Consider the following 18688-nt stretch of genomic DNA (forward strand, 5'->3'; position numbering starts at 1 on the left):
GAGGCCCCTCCACTTTCCAATATCTAAAATGAAACCTCATCTCTCCCACGCTAAAATTAAAAATGGAACAGGATGCTTCACTCCTGTCCCACTACAAACCTTTCAACTTTACCTATTCACCATTTTTATTCTTCTATTAATCTAAAGCATTTACAGCATTAATAAAACCAAATCCAGATTCTCCATCATATCCCGGCTTGAACCAGTCATCTGAAGAGCTTTGGATTATGTGTTTTACCTGAGCTGGTGATAATACGTCTTTACCGTATTTTGCAATGATAACCCCTGCTAGGCCGGCTGTTTTAGGTGCTGCCATTGAGGTTCCAGCATAGTATGCATAACCACCACCAGGAATTGTGGAAAGACATAGTTTATTTATTTCTCTGTCAGCTCCGTCTCCTGTTTCTAACCATTTTGTACCGTAATCTCCACCAGGTGCAATCACATCAATCTTACCTACACCATAGTTTGAATACCATGTACGATTTAATTCCTCTCCACTTGCAGCAACTCGAATGAGGGTTTGGCTGCTCGGACTTCTGTGTACCGCTCCTTTATCATCCCCTGATAGCTTTCCAGGACTAGTAATATCTACCCCTGCATTTCCTGCGGACCCAACAACCGTAACACCTTGCTTAATAGCATATTGAATGGCTCGATTGAAAAGGCGAACATCTGCAACGATATCTTTTGTGGCATAGTCAGGGTTTTGAAACCAATCATATCCTCCAAGTGACATGTTCACCACATCTACATTATCATCAGCAGCTGTCATTAATGCATTAGCTATATCAGATGTATAGGCACCTCCTGTTGGACCAAAAACACGGTATGCAGCTACCTTTAACTCAGGCCCAATTCCAAGTACGCGGCCATTACCAGCAATTGAACCGGCCACGTGCGTTCCATGTCCATCCTCATCCATCGCACTTTCGATTCCTGGAACAAAAGATTTTCCATAAGCATAATTATCCTTTAGGTCAGGGTGAGTATAATCTATTCCGGTATCAACGACTGCTACAACAATATCCTCACCATTTGTTGATTTTCCAGTTCCACCTTCTAAATTCCACGAAGCACCATTGTTGGTTACCTGTTTTATATCCCATTGGTACGTATTATAAAGATCGTTAGCTTCTGTAGGTGTAAGGTTTTCTTGAAGAGTTATTTTTTCAACTGGAGTGTCTGGATACACAATGTTCTCTGTTCCAGCGTCTAATACTGCATTGCTTTTTTGGATTTCTGCTAAAAATTCTGGATTGTCGGAGCTCACTTTAACAGCACCCAATTTTGGTAAAGATTGTTTTACTTCACCACCAGAATTTTTAATAACATCTAGATAGTTCTGAGGTAATTGATTTTCTGATTTGAACACAACTAAGTAGTTCTGATCTAAAGTCTTCGCTTCTGTACTGACCCCAAAGCCCCCAAGGAAAGTAACAGCACTTAACGCAGATGTTAAAGCAACTGAAATGAGCTTATTTTTCATCATCTTCCTCTTATTATGTATAGAATATTCTAACAACTAAATTGTATAATTTTGCTATCCTTAGGACAACGGGTTTAATTTGTTATAACGTGTAGTTCCATGTAGAAAATATGAATATAGTGACTTTGTTTTTTAAATTGTTTTAAGTAAGTTGTACCCCACCAATCCCCCTGGCTATCTGAGATACGTCCCGTGGTTTTCAGAGACAAAAAAGAAGCTTGGATATTCTCCATGCTTCTTCCTTAGGAACTTATTTATTAGCCTTTTCAAGATGCTTCCAAAACTCTTTTGATATTACCTTGTATCCCTCAAGACTTAAGTGAATATCAGCTGGGTTAGGAATATAAAGTGTTGGATTTTCGGCAATCACATCTGCTGTTGGTACGAAAACATCTCCGTTTGTAACAGTAGCGTTTTCAATCGTTGAATTTAATGCATCCATTAGAGGTAATAGCTGATTTTGTTGAGCCTCAGGAAAATATGGGAATGGATTATAATATCCCATTACATAAACTTCAACATCTGGATTTAACTCATCAATTGTGGATAGAATTACATTCAAATTATACCCAACTTTTCCAACCGCAGCACCAGCTTGTAGCGGACTCACACTTAGTGCACCTAATACATCATTAGCCCCGATATCTAACGTAATCATGTCTGCTTCTTTTATTTCATTTTGTACATTAGGGTTATTTAAAACATCTAACAATAATTGTCCAGAGGTATAACCTAATACGCCAAATTTTTCAAAGTCAACTTCATACTGTGATTGTTCCATACGATCCTTCAGAAAATCAGCATAACCAAGGTTAATCTTACCGTATGGAGTTTGACCCGCTGCTAGAGAATCTCCTAAACTAACATAATCCACATCTATCTTTTTCTCTGCTTTTGCACTACTATACGTTGGAAGTGATAACGCGAGTGCACCAATTAATAGCATACTTGATATTTTTCTAATCATTATAATGACCCCTCTTCAACTAATGGTAATATTTTACTATAAATCTATTATAACTTACTAATCTTCCATAAAATATAAGAAATCATCTACAATATATTACATAAAAAGAGAAAATCCGTGTCCATCAGTTACTCGGCATTTCTATGTAGACGACAGGAACTGTCTAAGACTGAGATAACACCTCCTATTACTCTCAAATTGAAAAATAGTATAAAAAAGAGCCTTTAGATTTATTATAAGACTCGGTTTTTGATGGTGGTCGGATGTCACACTCTTCTGCTATATTTCAAATAACTAGGACTAGATCCCTTCACTTCTACTTATCTATTAACCTTCTTTTCTAGTTGCTCTATTTTTTGTTTTAATTCATTAAGAAGGTTGCCATTTAGCCTGTCATTTTGGATGACAGTTTAACCGTCATTTCAATTAAAAGTTATTAAAAATACATAAGAATTTATAGAAAAAACGGAGAAGTTTAGTGGAAAAAGAGGTTATTTAATAATTATGTAACTTAAAGTAAGGAGTATCATATGGAGAAATTGATGGAGTTAAGAAAAATTTCATTAAATTCCGAAGGACTTTCTTGGAGCGATTCGTTATTTCTTCCAGGTAATAAAGATTGGAACCTAGATTCAAAAAGTTTACTTATTAATATGGATTTTTTGATGATGATGAGGAACCTCAATTAGCAATTGAAAACAATCTAAGTTTTGTATTAAATGTTTCTGAAGTTCAAAGATATTGTTATTAACGCAAAGCAAAAGCGTCCACAAATTGGAGAATATGAACTATTCGAAGCATTTATGTTTTACTATAAAAATGATGCATTTATAAGTTTTGACTAACGAGTTTAGTTGAAGAAGGATTCCCTTAAACTGTGTAGAATTATCTAACGTATGTAAATTTTAGAGGTGTATAAATTTTATGTTAAGTTTCTTATTTGCGTTTATTGAAGAATTATTCGTAGCTATTGGTTATGGATATGGTTTAAATACTAAAAGAATTGACAGTAACATTGAAATGTTAAAACAAGAAGAGTGGTTTAGGAATATATATAAAAATCAGAAGTATCACCGATTATTTTTTGCCAATAAGTACGTTAGGGGCTACTTACAAAGTAAAATTCGTGTTAAAAGAATTATTCATAGTGAGGTAGCACAAAGAAAGTTCGTGCTTTTTCTCGATAAACAAATAAAATGATGATTTCCACATTAAACTAACAACAGGTGGCGTTTCTACAAGAACGCCTTTTTTTATTCAAGTAAAGGTAAAGAAAGAAATTTTATGAATCTGGGAGAATTCTACGTTAAAGTTGCGATTACAAAACTTATAATGGTAAGTGAAAATCTTTGGTTTGGGTATCCGTTGTTCTCATTATTGTTGGAACTTAATTACTTCGGTTTTTAAAATCCTTAAAATAGAAGGTGAAACAAGAGGAGAAATTATAAAAAGGATGATAGTTGTGATGTTAGACGTAGTATCTGACCCGATTTCTAGTGAAGGACTGCGTATTTTATTTGGTTTAATTTTTATTTTAATGGGCTGTCTTTTTATGTTTTTCTAAAACGATTACTTAAAATAATGGTGTAAGAATTCCGAACCTTGCTACAAATCTAGGCAGCACTTTGAAGTTGAGCAAAGAGCATTTTAGTTAAATAACAGTTAGCAGATACTACTAAACAACGGAGTGATTCAAATGGACTACTGGAGATACAATACAATGTGGTTTGAGGATATTCCTGAAAACTTTTATGTTCATATTAATTTTCAAAATGAAAAGGTAACGTTACAACAGATTTCGCAGGATACCGAATATTTAGTTCTCTGGCATCACAAAAAGAGTAAGCTTGGGAATTTTAGTGATTTTCCTAAAGGACTTCGATATTTAGAATTAAATTGGTCTAATATACATGATTTCAATGGAATAGAGAAATTATCAGATTTAAAACGTCTCGATTTACATTACTGTACTAAATTATCGAGTGACGGGGGGGGATCTGGTTTATCGGATACCTTGGAAATCCTAAATGTTAATCAATCAAAGAAATTTGTCCCTGGAGAAGATTTAATGTCACTAAAAAACCTACGAGTTCTCCGTCTTTATTCGTGCGGAAGTATTGATGATTTATCTTTTGTGAATCATTTCCCTAAACTGATCGAATTCTCTCCTTATGGGACAAATATTTTGGACGGCAACTTGCAACCTTTATTGGACCATCCGACAATACGGGTATCTGGTTTCAACAATAAGAGGCATTATAATTACAGTTATGAAAAACTGAAATCATTATTAGAAGAAAAAAATGGAAATAAAGAATATAAATCAATCATTGAAAAAGGAAAATATGCAACATTTAAATTTATTGATTAATATTTTTTGATGTAACCAAGAACGTAATAAAGTGGGACAGCATCCTTATAAATAATCATGTGAATAAACCTACTTAAACTATCGGATGCGATGATCAACAGCGAAATTTAATTTAAGTGGCTTACCTAATATATTAATTAATAAATAAATCTAAACAAAGGAGAATAGTAATGGGAGCTTGGGGTACAGGTTTATGGGAAGATGATTTTTCTTGTGATATTAAAGATGAATGGGAGGAACTAATGGATGAAGGGATTAGTCCAAGGAAGGCAACAAGAATAATTCTTAAATCGTATCAGGAAGAATTATCCGAATACGAGGATGAAGAAGATAGACAGCCGGACGAATCCCTTTTGTATATATCTCTTGCATGTCTTCAAATGAGACATAAAGCTTTAACTAATTCTATTAAAAAGAAAGCTATCTTCCTTATTGAAAAAGGTGCTGATCTTGAACTTTGGGAAGATGGAGATGCTGAAGATTATAAGGAAAGGAAAAAAGTATTAGAAGAGTTTAAACGTAAACTAGTTAATACAAAAAGTAAGCTATTTTAGTTAAACTGGTGCTGAACAGCCACTGATCCTAGAAGGATTAGTGGCTGTTGTTGTTGAAGTAAAGGAGAAAAAGAATTAAATAAGGATATAACTTTTTTCATAGAAGTTTTTGGTTAAATAAGTAACAAAGGAGATTAGTTATGAATATTTACTTAACTATAAATTCTAAAAGGCAATATGAGAGCTTTGTAAAAAGAGTTTTAGACAGTGATACGGTCTGGGGACTAAAAAGTGAAGATGGATGGTGTGTGTGTGAATCGAACGAATATGAAGATACAGTAGTTATGCTTTTTGGGTCAGATGAAGCATAAACGCTTGTTGAATTAACGAGTGTAAGTGTACATAAGCAGCTGTTTTTTTAACTTATGATGAAGGAAATCGTGCAAACCTTCAATTCATTAAAGGGGTGGTGAATGTTTTGCCTATTTTAAAGGAGTTTGAACTTGATTTAGACTACATTGAAGATAATGCTTATATATCTAGATTGATGAGAGAGAATGGTTGGGAGTATTACGAAGCAACTAGATTTGATTATGAAAAGAACTGGAAAGAAAAGAGAATGAAATTAAGAGATGAAATGAGATGTATTGCTTCTCTATACGAAAATTTTTTTAAGAAAACAAAATTTAAAAACGATAAATGTTGGAAAATTACAGTTCAAGGTGTTAAAGAAATATATAACAGTGATATAAAAACTGTTGGAGAAGTGACTGAAGTACAAGTTATATTTGACATCTCCAGTTATTTTCAATTAGAAGAATATGAAAAGAAAAAACTTATTTTGGAGGCTTTAAAAAAAGGTATAGATTTAGTAGTCGAAAAAGAACAATGGGATAAAAATTTATTTGACCAACCTTATCAAGAGATAATTAATATAGATTACATCAATAATTATGTTTGGCAATCTAAGACTAGTCCTTCTAGAAAGTTTATTGCAGAGGTTTTTTGCGAACATAAAATAAACACTTTCGACATTAGTCTAAACATAAAAACACGAAGCGGTGAGGAGATAAAGAGTGTCAAAGTAATTTCTGAGAGACCTAATGAATGGAGCTTTGTTTCACATCTTGGGAGTTTGAAGTGGATTTCCAAGGAAGAAGTTGCACTTATTAATGTTAAAGAAACCAAACAATGGACCGTTAAATTCTAATGTATACCTTTTGATAATAGGTATGGCTAGTAATATTAAATCCTGCTTGGTCGGTCAGCTAAAGGATGCGATGATCCAGGTTATATTTTTCTATATTCTTTTTGACTAACGGTAAAAGGGGGAGAATTATACATAACCTCGTAAATAAGAGATGACATTAATTTGTTGAATAAAAAAGGGTTCTTAATATAAATATCGAAAGCTAATTTGTAATTAAGTATTCATAATAATCCGAAAGTATTATGGAGGAAGAAATGAAAGTAATAAACATGATTAATCCGGGTTCAAAAGTGGCTGGTGTGTCGTTACTCGATTTTAAAAAAACAGAAAAAGCACTTGGTGCTATTTTTCCAGATGAATACAAGGCCCTTTTTTTAGAAACGAATGGAGCAAAATTTGGTGATTGGACTTTGTTCCCTATTCTAACTAATGATCAATCAACATTAACAATTGATATTGTAAAACAAAATCGAGAGAACAGACCGGAAAATGTACCGAGTGATATGATTTGTATCGGTGAAAATATCAATGGTGATAAACTTTGCTACCGCATTAGAAAAAGATTTATGCAGGAACTAATCTTTCTTTGGAATGAAAAAACTGGGATTAGCGATTGTAAAGCATCAACATTAAGCCAATTTATTGATTGGTATGTGCCGAAATTGAATACAATTAAGCCCAAAACAGTTGGTACTTTTACAGTAGAAAGTGGAAAGGTAATCGTTACTGATCCATGTTATCAGGTGGATGAAGAAGAGCTGCAAATTATACTTTCAAATGTGAAAAATGGAAATTGGACGGTATCCATCACTTATACTGATGAAGAAGTGGTTGAAAGTTTACTTGTATTTTATGGAGAAAAGAAACCAAGTGGAAAATGGCATGATTATGATAAACCAATTGCCGTTGACTCTGCACAAGCTGGAATCTTTGATCTTGCAGTATTCGGTAGAGATGAAGCTATCCAATATGAAGTGAAAAATGTTTATGACATAGAGATTGATGAAGTTGGATTAAAATATTATGTTGCATGTTGTGATATGGTAGCTTCAGATGCACAAGGGGGAGTTGTTCCAGGTGGTGCGGTTTCAATGTCTGGTTATGGTGACGGAATGTACGATGTGAAAGTAAAATATAACATTTCTAAAGAGGTTGTTGGATTGATGATTGACTTTGGAGATGAGGAATAATACTTATTACAAAAGGATAGTGTAAAACATTTGTTCTTTTTCAACCAATGGAGGCGATTCTTCAATAATGAAAGATCGCTTTTTTCTTATTCGAGACTAAGGGTGCTTTACTTAAAGAAGAAGCTATACGTCTTTAGGACTCAAAAAACTCCATAAATTAAAAAAGTGGCGTGTCAAAACTGTTGTCAGTTTGCCCGACATTTACATTACCAATTACGTGATATGCACCCCAAAACGGAACGGTTTAAGGAAACGATTCCTGGGGTTTTACTAATAGAAAATCTAAAAATGGGTACTATTCAACCAACGTAACCGTGAATTTTTGGTGACACGCAAAACCGTCCCTCTGCCCCGCTATAATTTGAATATCATCTATATGTACTCCGTAATAATCAGCAATCTTCTTCATAGTCTTTTCCTTTGGAATTCTTGCATCATTCTCGTACCGGTTTACACTATTCGCTCCAATTCCTAACTCTTTTGCGAGTTGCGCTTGTGTAATGTTTCTCATCATCCTGAGTAATCTCAACTTTTCGCCTAATGTATTCACTAAAATATCCCCTTTTAACCTTATACATTATAGACGTCATTCAACGTTAAAAGGTTTCCAAAAAATTCGAAAAATACCCACACAGTAGAATTAGGCATAAGTCTTGTACCATCAAAAAATGGAATTATGTAAAAAAATTTCTATTATTTGTAATAAATTTCTATATAATAAACTTAAGTAGATGCACTTGCATTATAGTGTATAAACGGTGCCATTTTGATAAAAAGACGGAGGGAAAACCAATGGCTAATGAACATGATGTAGTAGTTGAAACAGGTAAACCAAATGAAAAAAAGATAAAAGAAGAAAGAAAAGATGGGGAACCAACTCCGGCTTTTATAGGTGCTTCTTGGGCAGCACTTTTAGTGGGTGTTACGGCTTATCTTATAGGCTTGTTCAATGCAACGATGCAGCTTAACGAAAAAGGGTATTACTTTGCTGTTTTAGTATTCGGACTCTATGCAGCGGTATCTTTACAAAAAGCAGTAAGAGATAAAGAGGAAGGCATACCTGTTACTACTATTTATTATGGTATTAGTTGGCTGGCTCTTATTATATCAATCTCATTAATGGCAATCGGTTTATACAATGCGGGAAGTATTGTTTTAAGCGAGAAGGGATTTTATGCGATGTCATTTGTACTTAGTCTATTTGCAGCCATCACGGTTCAAAAGAATATTAGAGACACACAGAGGGCTAGAGAAAGAGCTTAAGTTATTTCCTTTGAAAATTTAAATTTCAGTGATCTAAAAAAATCAGAAGAAGCCTATTCAACAAGAGTTCGGTATTGTACCGAACTCTTGTCTTTTTTCACCTTAAAATACTCAGTGTTATATTATTCAAGCTGTACTTATCAAGCAACTATAAGAAAGGGCACTAAAAATGGACCTATCTTAATTATAATAGCTGGAACGAGGTCCCTGTCCCTCGATCCGTCTACTAATTAAGTTATATACCACTATCCCAATACATGCCCCAGCACTGTCAATAAACACATCCTTAACTTGTGCACCTCTGCCTGGAACAAATAGTTGATGAAATTCATCCGATATAGCGTAAAGTATACAAATTCCTATAGCGAGTAACATACTCCTCTTCTTCCTTCTGTCTAAAGCATTGATAACTAATACCCCAAGTACTAAATAAACAAAGAAGTGCGCATTTTTCCTAACTATATGATTGTAGTCACTAATATGTAATTTAGAATCAGGTGCAATCTTTTCTACACTTTCAAGTAAAACATCTGTCACACCTCTACTAAGTTTGCTAGACTCAGTAGCAAGTTGTGATGATAGATAAAAGATTAATCCCATCCATAGGATTACAGCTGTCCAAGATATAAACTTCTTCATTACCTTTTAGTTCTCCTTATCCTGATTTCATATGTATCATTTGCTAAGTTCAGCTTATATTAATTTACTAAAACTGTATCTTATCTGGAACAAAGTCCCTGTCCCCTTGTCCCGCTGGCTTCTATTCACTAATTTCTTATTATATTTTTTATATTCTTATATATGTATAGTCTGTTACTTTTTCTTCGATAAAAGTTAAGATCTGCAGGACATTTACTGATTACTATCACTTGCCACGATACGTTATTCGAATCGTCATACGATAGGTAGACAAAAAGAAGAAGAAAAAGAAAAGAAAAAAACAACAATAAATAAACCTCCAACAAAGTATAGAGGTAAATAATCTAGGACAGGAGAGTTTTTAAACTGGGGACCAAAGATAAAGATTAAACATTAGCCTTTAAACAAACTAAACGAATAATCAAAAGTAAAACAATTCCTCTCTGAGGGTAAAAAAATTTTAAAGTCCCCACCCCTTTTTATCCATTTTTCACTATATACAAGTATGAAAGGTTACTAAAATTTTCTTACTAGAAAGGTAGTGTTATGAATGGCAAAGTTTAGAATCGTGAGAACAGATTTTTGGGTGGATCCGATTGTTTCAGAAGAAATGTCTCCAGAGGATAGATATTTCATGCTATATCTTTTGACAAATCCCCTTACAACACAAGTCGGGATTTATAAAGTGACGAAGAAGCAAATCGCCTTTGATACGGGGTATTCGATTGAAAGTGTAGCTGCTTTAATGAATCGTTTTATTCATCATCACAAGGTAATACGCTATAATCCTGAAACTAGAGAGCTAGCGATCAAACACTGGGGGAAATATAACACGATTCATAAAGGTGGAAAGCCTTTTATGGATTGTATTGTGTCCGAACTTAAAGAGGTGGAAGATCTCTCGCTTATTGCCTATGTTACAGAAGGCGTGACGAAGGAAGACATTCGAGCTATTTATTTATCTTTTTGTAATTCTGAAAAAGCAGAAGAAGTAGTAGCAGCTGATGAGTCGTTAACGAATCAACATTCGACCGGTACTCAGATAGAAACAGAATTACCAATTAAGGATAATCTAGAAGTTGATAGCTTTATTGAAGACGATACAAAGGAGATTATTACCTTCTGGGATGAAAATGGGTTTGGTTTATCAAATGTGAATGGGAAACAGCAATTACTGTCGTGGTTAGAAAACTCCAAGTTTAAGAATCCAAAGGGTATAATCCTTAAAGCAATGACCATTGCTTGTTCAAATAATACTAGAAGACTGAATTATGTTGTGGGAATCCTTAAAAACTGGGAAAACTCATCTCTGTTGACGGTAGAAGAAATAGACTCCTATAACGAGGCTATGCAGTCTAATACAAAGGTAAGAGGGAGATTAGAAGATTTTCTAGGAGATAGAGCGACTCCGAAGCATTTTATACTGGATCTAACAGCAGGTGAGGATTTGTGAGTAGGTTTATGGTTATTGAGACAGGGAGTTTAGCCAGAGGCATTGACCTCTGGCTAAAGGAGACTCTACTAAACCGCGATTGACAGAGTGTCCTTCTGGAACAAAGTCCCTGTCCCCTCGTCCCTCCAACTAACCTTCCCTTTAACAAGGAAAGGCATCAATCCTTCTTTGATTAATGCACCGTTATTGAATTTGAATCCACTTTACTACAAAAAGGGGCCTCGAATAGAAAGGATACGAATCGTCTCATTTTTCAACCAATTCCAGCTGCTGCTGCCAAAACTCGCATATAACAGATTCCTAATCCTAATAACGATAAAAACAAGAGTCCGAATCCGAGAAAAATAAGTTTCCATCTTCTTTTTCGAATGTTTGTGATGAGATATATCATAAAATATAGAAACTGAACGGTGCAAAAAATCGGAGAAAGGTAAAAACTTTTGCTGTATATTTCATATAAAATGTTTTGTAATATATTATCTTCCATGTTCCAAATCATCGGGTTTAAGTAATACAGAGATATCAAACTTACGACAGGAAATAGGAACAACCCAATCATGTAAGGAAACAACGAAAACTTATTATTTTTCATGTAGTCACTCCTTTATCTAGTAAATCAATATGCTATTGCTCCATATTAATCAATTCTGCACTTAATATAATAATCCTTTAACTAGTAATACACAGTGGGACTAGGACATATTACTTGAAGCGTGCTAAACATTGATGTGCATAATAAAGACCAATTCTACTAATCTCTAATAAATCCCTTCCAGATAACCTTCTCCTTTACTTAAATAAGAGCAGTCACTATTTTTTCTAAAACAGTAGCTGCTCTTTGGTTTCAATAAGTAAATGAAGACAAAACCAAACCCTTAAGTTCATCAAGGGGATGAGGGGACAGGGACCTCGTACCAGCAGAAGCCAGGAAGCCATAGGGAAGGTTCTCTGGTATTATTTTTTCAGTGGACACAGACCAAAAGAATCATCGTCACTCTGGTCTAAGATTTACTTGGACCTTTGTTTACTTATTGACCTAATAGTAGAAAGAGTAGATTGAAGAATAATAGAGATAGAAAAAGAGCCAGGAGAATCGTCCCCCCTGGCTCCTGGAACAAAGTCCCTGTCCCCTCGTCCCTCCCTCGTCCCACTAATACAAATGACAAGCCACTTGGTGCCCTTTAGCTATCTCTTTTAGCTCTGGCCTAACTTCTCTACAAATATCCATACATTGGGAACATCTTGTGTGAAAGGCACAGCCCTTAGGTGGGTTTTGAGGGCTTGGAACGTCTCCTGTTAATATGATTCTTTCTCTTGTTCCACCGACTCTTGGAACAGGAACGGCCGATAGTAAGGCTTGTGTGTACGGATGTGAAGGTTGGTCATATAAGCTTTTCTTATCTGCTAGTTCAACCATTCTTCCTAGATACATGACCCCAACCCTTGTGCTAAAGTGTTTCACCACACTTAAATCATGAGCAATAAATAAATACGTTAACTTAAACTCTTCTTGAAGATCCTGCATTAAGTTCAGCACCTGGGCTTGGACTGAAACATCAAGTGCTGACACTGGTTCATCTGCAATAATTAGATTGGGTTCTAGCATTAGTGCTCTAGCAATCCCAATTCTTTGCCTTTGACCACCACTGAACTCGTGTGGATAACGATTCATGAATGCTTGGTTTAACCCGACCCTCTGAAGCATCTCGCTTACTCGTTCTTCTCGTTCTTTATTTGTGTAAAGGCTATGAATCTTGTATGGCTCGGTTAAAATATCCCGAATCGACTTTCTAGAATTCAAAGAGGCATATGGATCTTGAAATATCATTTGAATCTCTTTTCGAAACGGACGAAGATCTTTAAATGACATTTTTGTTAGGTCTTTTCCTTTGTACATCACTTCACCCGAAGAGGGCTTTAGCAACTGAAGGACAGTTCTACCTAACGTCGATTTTCCACATCCACTTTCTCCAACCAGTCCTAATGTCTCCCCTTTGATTAATGAAAAAGACACCTCATCGACTGCCTTTACTTGACCTACTGTTCTTTGGATGAGTCCTTTTTTTACTGGAAAGTATTTTTTGAGTTTACGAACTTCTAATAGTTCCTCCATCTGTTAATTCACACCTTCCTCACTGTAAAGCCAACAGCTAGTAAAATGTTCTTCTGAAATTTTTTCTCTCGGAGGCTCTTGTTCATTGCATTTAGCAGTGGCAAACTGGCATCGAGGGGCGAAACGACAGCCTTTTGGCATTTGGTCAGCTAATGGTACCGATCCTGGTATGTCCATCAGCCGCTGTTGTTCATCTGCTAAACTCGGTATGGAGTGCAATAAGCCGACTGTATATGGATGTTTTGTATGATTAAAAATATGTTCTACTGGTCCCTCTTCAACCACTTTTCCAGCATACATCACAATCACTCTGTCACAATTTTCGGCTACTACCCCCAGATCGTGGGTGATTAACATGATCGCCGTATTGAATTCCTGTTGTAATGATTTCATTAGATCAAGAATTTGGGCTTGAATGGTGACATCAAGAGCTGTGGTTGGCTCATCAGCAATTAATAATTTGGGATTACAGGATAAGGCAATGGCAATCATGACCCGCTGCCTCATTCCCCCAGAAAGCTGATGTGGATACTCATTAATAATTTCCTCAGCTCTTGGGATCCCTACCTTTTTTAACATGGAAACTGATTTTTTCCTCGCCTCTGCCTTTGATACTTTTGAATGAGCTAAAATCATTTCATTCATCTGATATCCAATGGTTAATACCGGATTTAAAGATGACATCGGATCCTGGAAAATCATCGAAATCTCTTTCCCTCTGATTTGCCGATATTCACCGTCTGACATCTTAATTAATGATTTTCCATTGTATTCAATTTTAGAATCAGCACCAAGCTTACTGTAATCACTTGGGAGCAGCCCCATGATTGAGAGTGATGTGACACTTTTTCCACAACCAGATTCCCCGACGACACCAAGTGTTTCTCCGGTGTTTACGAGGAAACTTACACCCTTTACAGTTGAAATATAATCCTGATCCTTCTTAAATAAGATTTCAAGATCCTTCACTTCTAAGAGAGCTGTCATGATATCAGTCCTCTCGCTTCACTAAATTTTCGATAAACTCAACTACCTTTTTATCTACATATCCAACGTTTTGGATTCGTTCATCAAAGTTTTCAATTAAATGAAAGGAATGTAATCCTTCAAAAAGCTGTTCATCAGTTGGTTGATCACTGCTTATATAGTCTAATTTTAATAACTGTGAGATGAGCTGATCTTTTAGGGGTCCCTCTATCTTTAAGATATCCTTTGATTCGGATTTTTTAAAATAGAGCTGATGAAGCTCTAGTAATCTAGTAAGTTCACTTACAGGTTCCTGATGATCATCAACGCGTAAATCTATATAGCGATCATCAAATCCACCATATCCACCCTTATCTTTTACAACCAAAAGGGCAGCAGATTGTTTTCCTCGACTATCTCCTCCAGCGTCATCCCCAGCAGACAAAGCTTTTAATAGTCTAGTAGCAAGGTCTCCCGTACTATTTTTGAATGCCTCACTCATGGCAACTACAACCTGATCGTCAACTAGGATATTTCCTTGACAGGCAAAGTTTTCTCCAACAAGCCCACCTGCCCAGCTATAACAATCTTCACCTGTATGTGTGGCCCCATTACCATTTGCATCAACCAATCCAACTTGTCGAGAATTCTTTTTATCATCATGCTCTGTTAAGATACTAAGTGCCTCTTCGGCGCTTTTACCTTCTTCCATCAATTGTAATCCTTTACGTCCATAATCCACATTGACCCAAGATTGTGTAGCAATGGCTCCGACTCCAGCTTTTGCCCATGGAACAAGTGATCCAACAGCTAAAAACTTAGATGCAACAGCTACGCCATGCTCTTTTGTTTCTGGGTCATATCCGACAATTGAAAATGTATTCACATAGTCTCGAGGTATTTTAATTGATTTCATCTATCGCTCATCCTTTCCCATTTATTTTGATTTAGGATCAAATGCATCTCTTAATCCATCTCCCACTAAGTTGAGTGAAAGTACGACAAGGAAAATTGCAAATCCAGGTAAGAGACTTACATGTGGCGCAACACGAATAAACTTTTGTCCTTCACTTAACATAACACCCCACTCTGACATCGGAGGCTGGGCACCTAGACCTAAAAAGCTCATCCCTGAAGCAGCTAAAATCATCCAGCCTACATCAAGACTCGCAGCAACGATTAATGGAGGAAAACAGTGCGGTAAAATATGGTGAACAATAATATGGCCATGACCTGCACCGAGGGCACGTTCTGCCAATACAAATTCCATATTTCGATACATTAAGGCGCTACCTCTCACAATACGTGCATAATAAGGTATTCCTACAATACTTACTGCAATCATCGTATTCATTAACCCAGGTCCTAAAGCAGCAATAATCGCAATAGCTAAAAGGACATATGGAAAGGCCATTAAGATATCCATAAAACGCATAATGACAGTATCAAAGAACCTTTGAAAATATCCTGCAATTAAACCCAATATAGCTCCAAAAAATAGGGCAATTCCAACCGCAATAAAGCCTATAGCAACTGAGACTCTTCCACCCCAAATAAGTCTACTTAATAGATCTCTCCCCAGGTCATCAGTACCGAGTACAGATCCTTCACTTCCAATCGGTTTAAGTCGGTTGGCTAAATCAACTTCCTCTGGATTGGCTAGGGGTAATACTGGGGCTAAAAATAATAAACTAAGAATAATCATTAAAATGATTGTTCCTACTATCGCGGCCCTATCTTTTCGAAACTTTTTAAAAGCGATCTTCCATGGTCCTTCGACCTTCTTCACTTTTTCTATATTGATTCGATTTTCGCCTTTAATTGGAGGCGTTTCATTAAAATTGATATTTGGTTCCATCTTTCTTTCACCACCTACTGATAGGAAATTCGGGGATCAAGTATTGCATATAAAATATCTACAATTAAATTGACGAGAACATATGTCGTTGCCACGAACAAGATCACACCCTGAACGAGTGGAAAATCTCGTGCCATAATTCCATTAATCATAAGCGTTCCAATGCCTGGCCAGGAGAAAATCATTTCTACCAAAACAGCTCCTGCCAATAAAAAACCCACTTGCATCCCTAATACAGTTAACACTGGGATAAATGCATTTTTTAATGCATGAATGTAAATGACTTGTCTTTCATGAATGCCCTTCGATCTGGCAGTTCGAATATAATCCTGTTCAAAAACCTCTAACATACTTGAACGTGTCATCCTTGCAATGATGGCCCCTGCTCCAGCCGATAACGCAAGTGACGGAAGGACAAGATGCTTTAATAGCTCAAATAGTCCTGATCCACCTGGAGAATACATTCCTGAGATTGGCAGGATTTCTAGCTTTAATCCAAATACAATTTGCAGGATGATTCCTAACCAGAATACTGGCAAACAAAAGCCGATCAGAACAAATAGCATTAAACCACGATCTAACCACGAGTATTTTTTATAAGCTGATATGATTCCAACACCAATCCCGATAACAGCTGCAATTAATGCACTAAACAATGTTAAAATGAGAGTTGCACCAAAACGGTCCATTAAAAGAGGTAACACGTCCATTTTCATTTGTAAGGACCTTCCCCAATCACCACTAAACATATTACCAATCCAAGAAAAATATTGAATATGTAATGGCTGATCTAGACCTAATTGCATATTCAACTTATCAATCGATTCTTGAGTTGCTTTTGGTCCTAACATGATTTTCGCTGGATCTCCTGGAGATAAATGCATGATAGCAAAAACAAGAATGGTAACACCAAATAAAACTGGAATTAGCCCACCTATTCTTCGTAGTATATAAGACGCCACCTAAGAGCCACCTCTTTCAATCAAAAAAATGGTAAAGAGGAGATTTCTCCCCTCTCTACTGCTCATTTACCTAATCTAACGTGACTGAAGAAAAACGGAACACACCAGTTGGATGTAGTTTGAAATTCTTCACTGAACTATTTGCGACAACAATTTGTTTCTCATGATCAATGATGACCCATGGAGCATCTTCCATGATAAGCTCTTGAGCTTCTTCATACATAGCTGTACGTTGACCCTTGTCTTTCGTAATACGAGCTTCCTTTAATAACTCATCTACTCTATCGTTTTGGTAGTATGCATCATTAAATCCATTTGTTGGCCATTGTTCGCCGCTAAGAAGGATATATAAGAAGTTATCAGGATCACCGTTATCTCCAATCCAAGACATTTGGTGCATATCCATGTCATTATCTTCTTGTGGAACAAAGACCTTATCTAAATAAGCTCCCCATTCTAATGTTTGTATTTCTACATTAATCCCTACTTTTGCAAGATCTGACTGAATAGCAGCTGCCATGGCTTGTGGCTGTTGCATACCTGAACCGGATTCAGGCACCCAATATGTCACATCAAATCCATCAGCGTAACCAGCTTCAGCGAGTAACTCTTTTGCCTTCTCAGGATTATATGGATAATTCTTTACGTCCGGGTTATGTCCCCAAACAGTTGGTGGAACCGGGCTGTTTGCCAATTCACCTGTTCCTTGTAGGATTCCGTCAACAATCGCTTCTTTATTAATCGCGTAGTTTACAGCTTGACGAACTTTCACGTTATTAAATGGTTCTTTTTGAGTGTTTAGTGCAGTCCACCAAACATGCATCCCTGCTTGTTCAATCACTTGAAGATTACTGTCTCCTCGAAGACGTTCAAGATCATCTGGTGGTATATTTACAATCAAGTCAATATTTCCAGATTCTAGTTCAGCTAAACGAGTTTGTGCTTCAGTGATAGGTTTAAAGATTAGCTGATCAATGGATGGAGCTCCACCAAAATAATCCTCATTCTTTTCCAATACTACTTCAACACCCTTATTCCAGCTTACAAACTTAAAAGGTCCAGTTCCGACTGGATTCATTGTAAAATCAGAACTGTGTTTTTCTAGTGCAGTTGGACTAACAATACTAGCCGCATGCATCGCCATATTACTTAAAAATGGAGCAAAAGGTTCTTTAAGAGTAATTTTGACAGTAAACTCATCAACTACTTCTACTTTTTCTACAGGACCAAATGTAAAATCAGCATAAGCGAATGTTCCTGTATCATGATAAGGATGATTAGAATCTGTTTGACGCTCAATACTAAACTTCACAGCTTCCGCATTGAATGGAGTGCCATCATGGAATTTTACATCCTGTCTAAGATGGAATGTATATTCTTTACCATCTTCAGAAATATCCCATTTCTCGGCTAAATCTGGTTCAAGCTCTGTGCTTTCATCTTTAAATTTAACAAGTTGATCATAAAGCTCCATTGCAGCTCTACTAGAATTATAATCTGATAGCTGATGAGCATCTAACGTCGTCGGCTCAGCTTCAAGCCCTACAACAAGGGTTCCATCTGAACCTGCCTTATCAGAAGTTTGTGAAGAACACGCACTTACCAATAATGAACATGATAATAACAGGGCAAGCCATAACTTATTCTTTCTTTTCATCCAATCTTTCCCCCTTTACCTTTTTACGAGTACAAGTTAAGTATAAAAAAATCAGA

19 protein-coding genes are annotated in these 18688 nt (G+C 36.1%); 8 read left to right on the plus strand and 11 right to left on the minus strand.

The features are described from left to right. Positions 1 to 136: 136 nt before the first annotated feature. On the minus strand, positions 137 to 1489 hold the full coding sequence (locus G4D63_RS11445; protein ID WP_240458646.1) for a S8 family peptidase: 1353 nt from the start codon (positions 1487 to 1489) through the stop codon (positions 137 to 139). 250 nt (positions 1490 to 1739) lie between these two features. After that, on the minus strand, positions 1740 to 2456 hold the full coding sequence (locus G4D63_RS11450) for a GDSL-type esterase/lipase family protein (RefSeq protein ID WP_163179774.1): 717 nt from the start codon (positions 2454 to 2456) through the stop codon (positions 1740 to 1742). Between the two features lie 719 nt (positions 2457 to 3175). Here G4D63_RS11450 and G4D63_RS22465 point away from each other — a divergent pair. The 6 genes from G4D63_RS22465 (at position 3176) to G4D63_RS11475 (ending at position 7721) form a co-directional block, all read left to right on the plus strand. Next, complete coding sequence (locus G4D63_RS22465) at positions 3176 to 3301, plus strand: DUF7716 domain-containing protein (protein ID WP_420837814.1); 126 nt, start codon at positions 3176 to 3178, stop codon at positions 3299 to 3301. Between the two features lie 875 nt (positions 3302 to 4176). Continuing rightward, the gene (locus G4D63_RS11455) at positions 4177 to 4827 is read left to right on the plus strand and encodes a hypothetical protein (protein ID WP_239585947.1); all 651 of its coding nucleotides are present in this window, start codon (positions 4177 to 4179) and stop codon (positions 4825 to 4827) included. Positions 4828 to 4997: 170 nt separating this feature from the next. Continuing rightward, positions 4998 to 5381 carry a MarR family transcriptional regulator gene (locus G4D63_RS11460; protein WP_163179776.1) on the plus strand — a complete coding sequence of 128 codons (384 nt, stop codon included), beginning with the start codon at positions 4998 to 5000 and terminating at the stop codon, positions 5379 to 5381. A 140-nt stretch (positions 5382 to 5521) separates the two neighbouring features. Next, positions 5522 to 5692, plus strand: a complete 171-nt coding sequence (locus G4D63_RS11465; RefSeq protein ID WP_163179777.1) for a DUF2750 domain-containing protein — start codon at positions 5522 to 5524, stop codon at positions 5690 to 5692. A gap of 107 nt (positions 5693 to 5799) precedes the next feature. Beyond that, a complete protein-coding gene (locus G4D63_RS11470; protein ID WP_163179778.1) occupies positions 5800 to 6531 on the plus strand; it encodes a hypothetical protein in 732 nt (243 codons plus the stop codon). Positions 6532 to 6785: 254 nt separating this feature from the next. After that, on the plus strand, positions 6786 to 7721 hold the full coding sequence (locus tag G4D63_RS11475) for an SMI1/KNR4 family protein (protein WP_163179779.1): 936 nt from the start codon (positions 6786 to 6788) through the stop codon (positions 7719 to 7721). Positions 7722 to 8016: 295 nt separating this feature from the next. Here G4D63_RS11475 and G4D63_RS11480 read toward each other — a convergent pair whose 3' ends face one another. Then, complete coding sequence (locus G4D63_RS11480) at positions 8017 to 8271, minus strand: helix-turn-helix domain-containing protein (RefSeq protein WP_204559092.1); 255 nt, start codon at positions 8269 to 8271, stop codon at positions 8017 to 8019. A 242-nt stretch (positions 8272 to 8513) separates the two neighbouring features. Between G4D63_RS11480 and yiaA the strand changes: the two genes are divergently transcribed. Next, the gene (gene yiaA, locus G4D63_RS11485) at positions 8514 to 8984 is read left to right on the plus strand and encodes an inner membrane protein YiaA (protein ID WP_163179780.1); all 471 of its coding nucleotides are present in this window, start codon (positions 8514 to 8516) and stop codon (positions 8982 to 8984) included. Between the two features lie 180 nt (positions 8985 to 9164). On the opposite strand, the gene G4D63_RS11490 is transcribed toward yiaA, so the two are convergent. Continuing rightward, positions 9165 to 9623 carry a VanZ family protein gene (locus G4D63_RS11490; RefSeq protein WP_163179781.1) on the minus strand — a complete coding sequence of 153 codons (459 nt, stop codon included), beginning with the start codon at positions 9621 to 9623 and terminating at the stop codon, positions 9165 to 9167. A gap of 550 nt (positions 9624 to 10173) precedes the next feature. On the opposite strand from G4D63_RS11490, the gene G4D63_RS11495 reads away from it, so the two are divergent. Further along, positions 10174 to 11076, plus strand: coding sequence for a DnaD domain protein (locus tag G4D63_RS11495; RefSeq protein WP_205603832.1), 903 nt, complete (start codon positions 10174 to 10176; stop codon positions 11074 to 11076). 253 nt (positions 11077 to 11329) lie between these two features. On the opposite strand, the gene G4D63_RS11500 is transcribed toward G4D63_RS11495, so the two are convergent. The 7 genes from G4D63_RS11500 to G4D63_RS11530 all read right to left on the minus strand — a co-directional run bounded on the left by G4D63_RS11500 (position 11330) and on the right by G4D63_RS11530 (position 18632). Then, positions 11330 to 11668 carry a hypothetical protein gene (locus tag G4D63_RS11500; protein ID WP_163179782.1) on the minus strand — a complete coding sequence of 113 codons (339 nt, stop codon included), beginning with the start codon at positions 11666 to 11668 and terminating at the stop codon, positions 11330 to 11332. A gap of 558 nt (positions 11669 to 12226) precedes the next feature. After that, positions 12227 to 13189 (minus strand): ABC transporter ATP-binding protein, encoded by a 963-nt coding sequence (locus G4D63_RS11505; RefSeq protein ID WP_163179783.1) that lies wholly within the window; start codon positions 13187 to 13189, stop codon positions 12227 to 12229. A 3-nt stretch (positions 13190 to 13192) separates the two neighbouring features. Beyond that, positions 13193 to 14176 (minus strand): ABC transporter ATP-binding protein, encoded by a 984-nt coding sequence (locus G4D63_RS11510; protein WP_163179784.1) that lies wholly within the window; start codon positions 14174 to 14176, stop codon positions 13193 to 13195. A gap of 4 nt (positions 14177 to 14180) precedes the next feature. Next, positions 14181 to 15071 (minus strand): DUF1028 domain-containing protein, encoded by an 891-nt coding sequence (locus tag G4D63_RS11515; protein ID WP_163179785.1) that lies wholly within the window; start codon positions 15069 to 15071, stop codon positions 14181 to 14183. A gap of 21 nt (positions 15072 to 15092) precedes the next feature. After that, positions 15093 to 16013 carry an ABC transporter permease gene (locus G4D63_RS11520; RefSeq protein WP_163179786.1) on the minus strand — a complete coding sequence of 307 codons (921 nt, stop codon included), beginning with the start codon at positions 16011 to 16013 and terminating at the stop codon, positions 15093 to 15095. A 14-nt stretch (positions 16014 to 16027) separates the two neighbouring features. Next, on the minus strand, positions 16028 to 16975 hold the full coding sequence (locus G4D63_RS11525) for an ABC transporter permease subunit (protein ID WP_163179787.1): 948 nt from the start codon (positions 16973 to 16975) through the stop codon (positions 16028 to 16030). A 70-nt stretch (positions 16976 to 17045) separates the two neighbouring features. Next, positions 17046 to 18632, minus strand: coding sequence for an ABC transporter substrate-binding protein (locus tag G4D63_RS11530; protein ID WP_163179788.1), 1587 nt, complete (start codon positions 18630 to 18632; stop codon positions 17046 to 17048). Positions 18633 to 18688 lie beyond the last annotated feature (56 nt).

Origin of the sequence: Bacillus mesophilus (assembly GCF_011008845.1) — a bacterium.
In the GTDB taxonomy this organism is placed as follows: Bacteria; Bacillota; Bacilli; order Bacillales; family SA4; genus Bacillus_BS; species Bacillus_BS mesophilus.

What these genes read in the sequence shown, in the direction of transcription:
- G4D63_RS11445 (WP_240458646.1), bottom strand. Translation starts at nt 1,489, where the DNA reads ATGAAAAATAAGCTCATTTCAGTTGCTTTAACATCTGCGTTAAGTGCT.
- G4D63_RS11450 (WP_163179774.1), bottom strand. Translation starts at nt 2,456, where the DNA reads ATGATTAGAAAAATATCAAGTATGCTATTAATTGGTGCACTCGCGTTA.
- G4D63_RS22465 (WP_420837814.1), top strand. Translation starts at nt 3,176, where the DNA reads ATGTTTCTGAAGTTCAAAGATATTGTTATTAACGCAAAGCAAAAGCGT.
- G4D63_RS11455 (WP_239585947.1), top strand. Translation starts at nt 4,177, where the DNA reads ATGTGGTTTGAGGATATTCCTGAAAACTTTTATGTTCATATTAATTTT.
- G4D63_RS11460 (WP_163179776.1), top strand. Translation starts at nt 4,998, where the DNA reads ATGGGAGCTTGGGGTACAGGTTTATGGGAAGATGATTTTTCTTGTGAT.
- G4D63_RS11465 (WP_163179777.1), top strand. Translation starts at nt 5,522, where the DNA reads ATGAATATTTACTTAACTATAAATTCTAAAAGGCAATATGAGAGCTTT.
- G4D63_RS11475 (WP_163179779.1), top strand. Translation starts at nt 6,786, where the DNA reads ATGAAAGTAATAAACATGATTAATCCGGGTTCAAAAGTGGCTGGTGTG.
- yiaA (WP_163179780.1), top strand. Translation starts at nt 8,514, where the DNA reads ATGGCTAATGAACATGATGTAGTAGTTGAAACAGGTAAACCAAATGAA.
- G4D63_RS11490 (WP_163179781.1), bottom strand. Translation starts at nt 9,623, where the DNA reads ATGAAGAAGTTTATATCTTGGACAGCTGTAATCCTATGGATGGGATTA.
- G4D63_RS11495 (WP_205603832.1), top strand. Translation starts at nt 10,174, where the DNA reads ATGGCAAAGTTTAGAATCGTGAGAACAGATTTTTGGGTGGATCCGATT.
- G4D63_RS11500 (WP_163179782.1), bottom strand. Translation starts at nt 11,668, where the DNA reads ATGAAAAATAATAAGTTTTCGTTGTTTCCTTACATGATTGGGTTGTTC.
- G4D63_RS11505 (WP_163179783.1), bottom strand. Translation starts at nt 13,189, where the DNA reads ATGGAGGAACTATTAGAAGTTCGTAAACTCAAAAAATACTTTCCAGTA.
- G4D63_RS11510 (WP_163179784.1), bottom strand. Translation starts at nt 14,176, where the DNA reads ATGACAGCTCTCTTAGAAGTGAAGGATCTTGAAATCTTATTTAAGAAG.
- G4D63_RS11515 (WP_163179785.1), bottom strand. Translation starts at nt 15,071, where the DNA reads ATGAAATCAATTAAAATACCTCGAGACTATGTGAATACATTTTCAATT.
- G4D63_RS11520 (WP_163179786.1), bottom strand. Translation starts at nt 16,013, where the DNA reads ATGGAACCAAATATCAATTTTAATGAAACGCCTCCAATTAAAGGCGAA.
- G4D63_RS11530 (WP_163179788.1), bottom strand. Translation starts at nt 18,632, where the DNA reads ATGAAAAGAAAGAATAAGTTATGGCTTGCCCTGTTATTATCATGTTCA.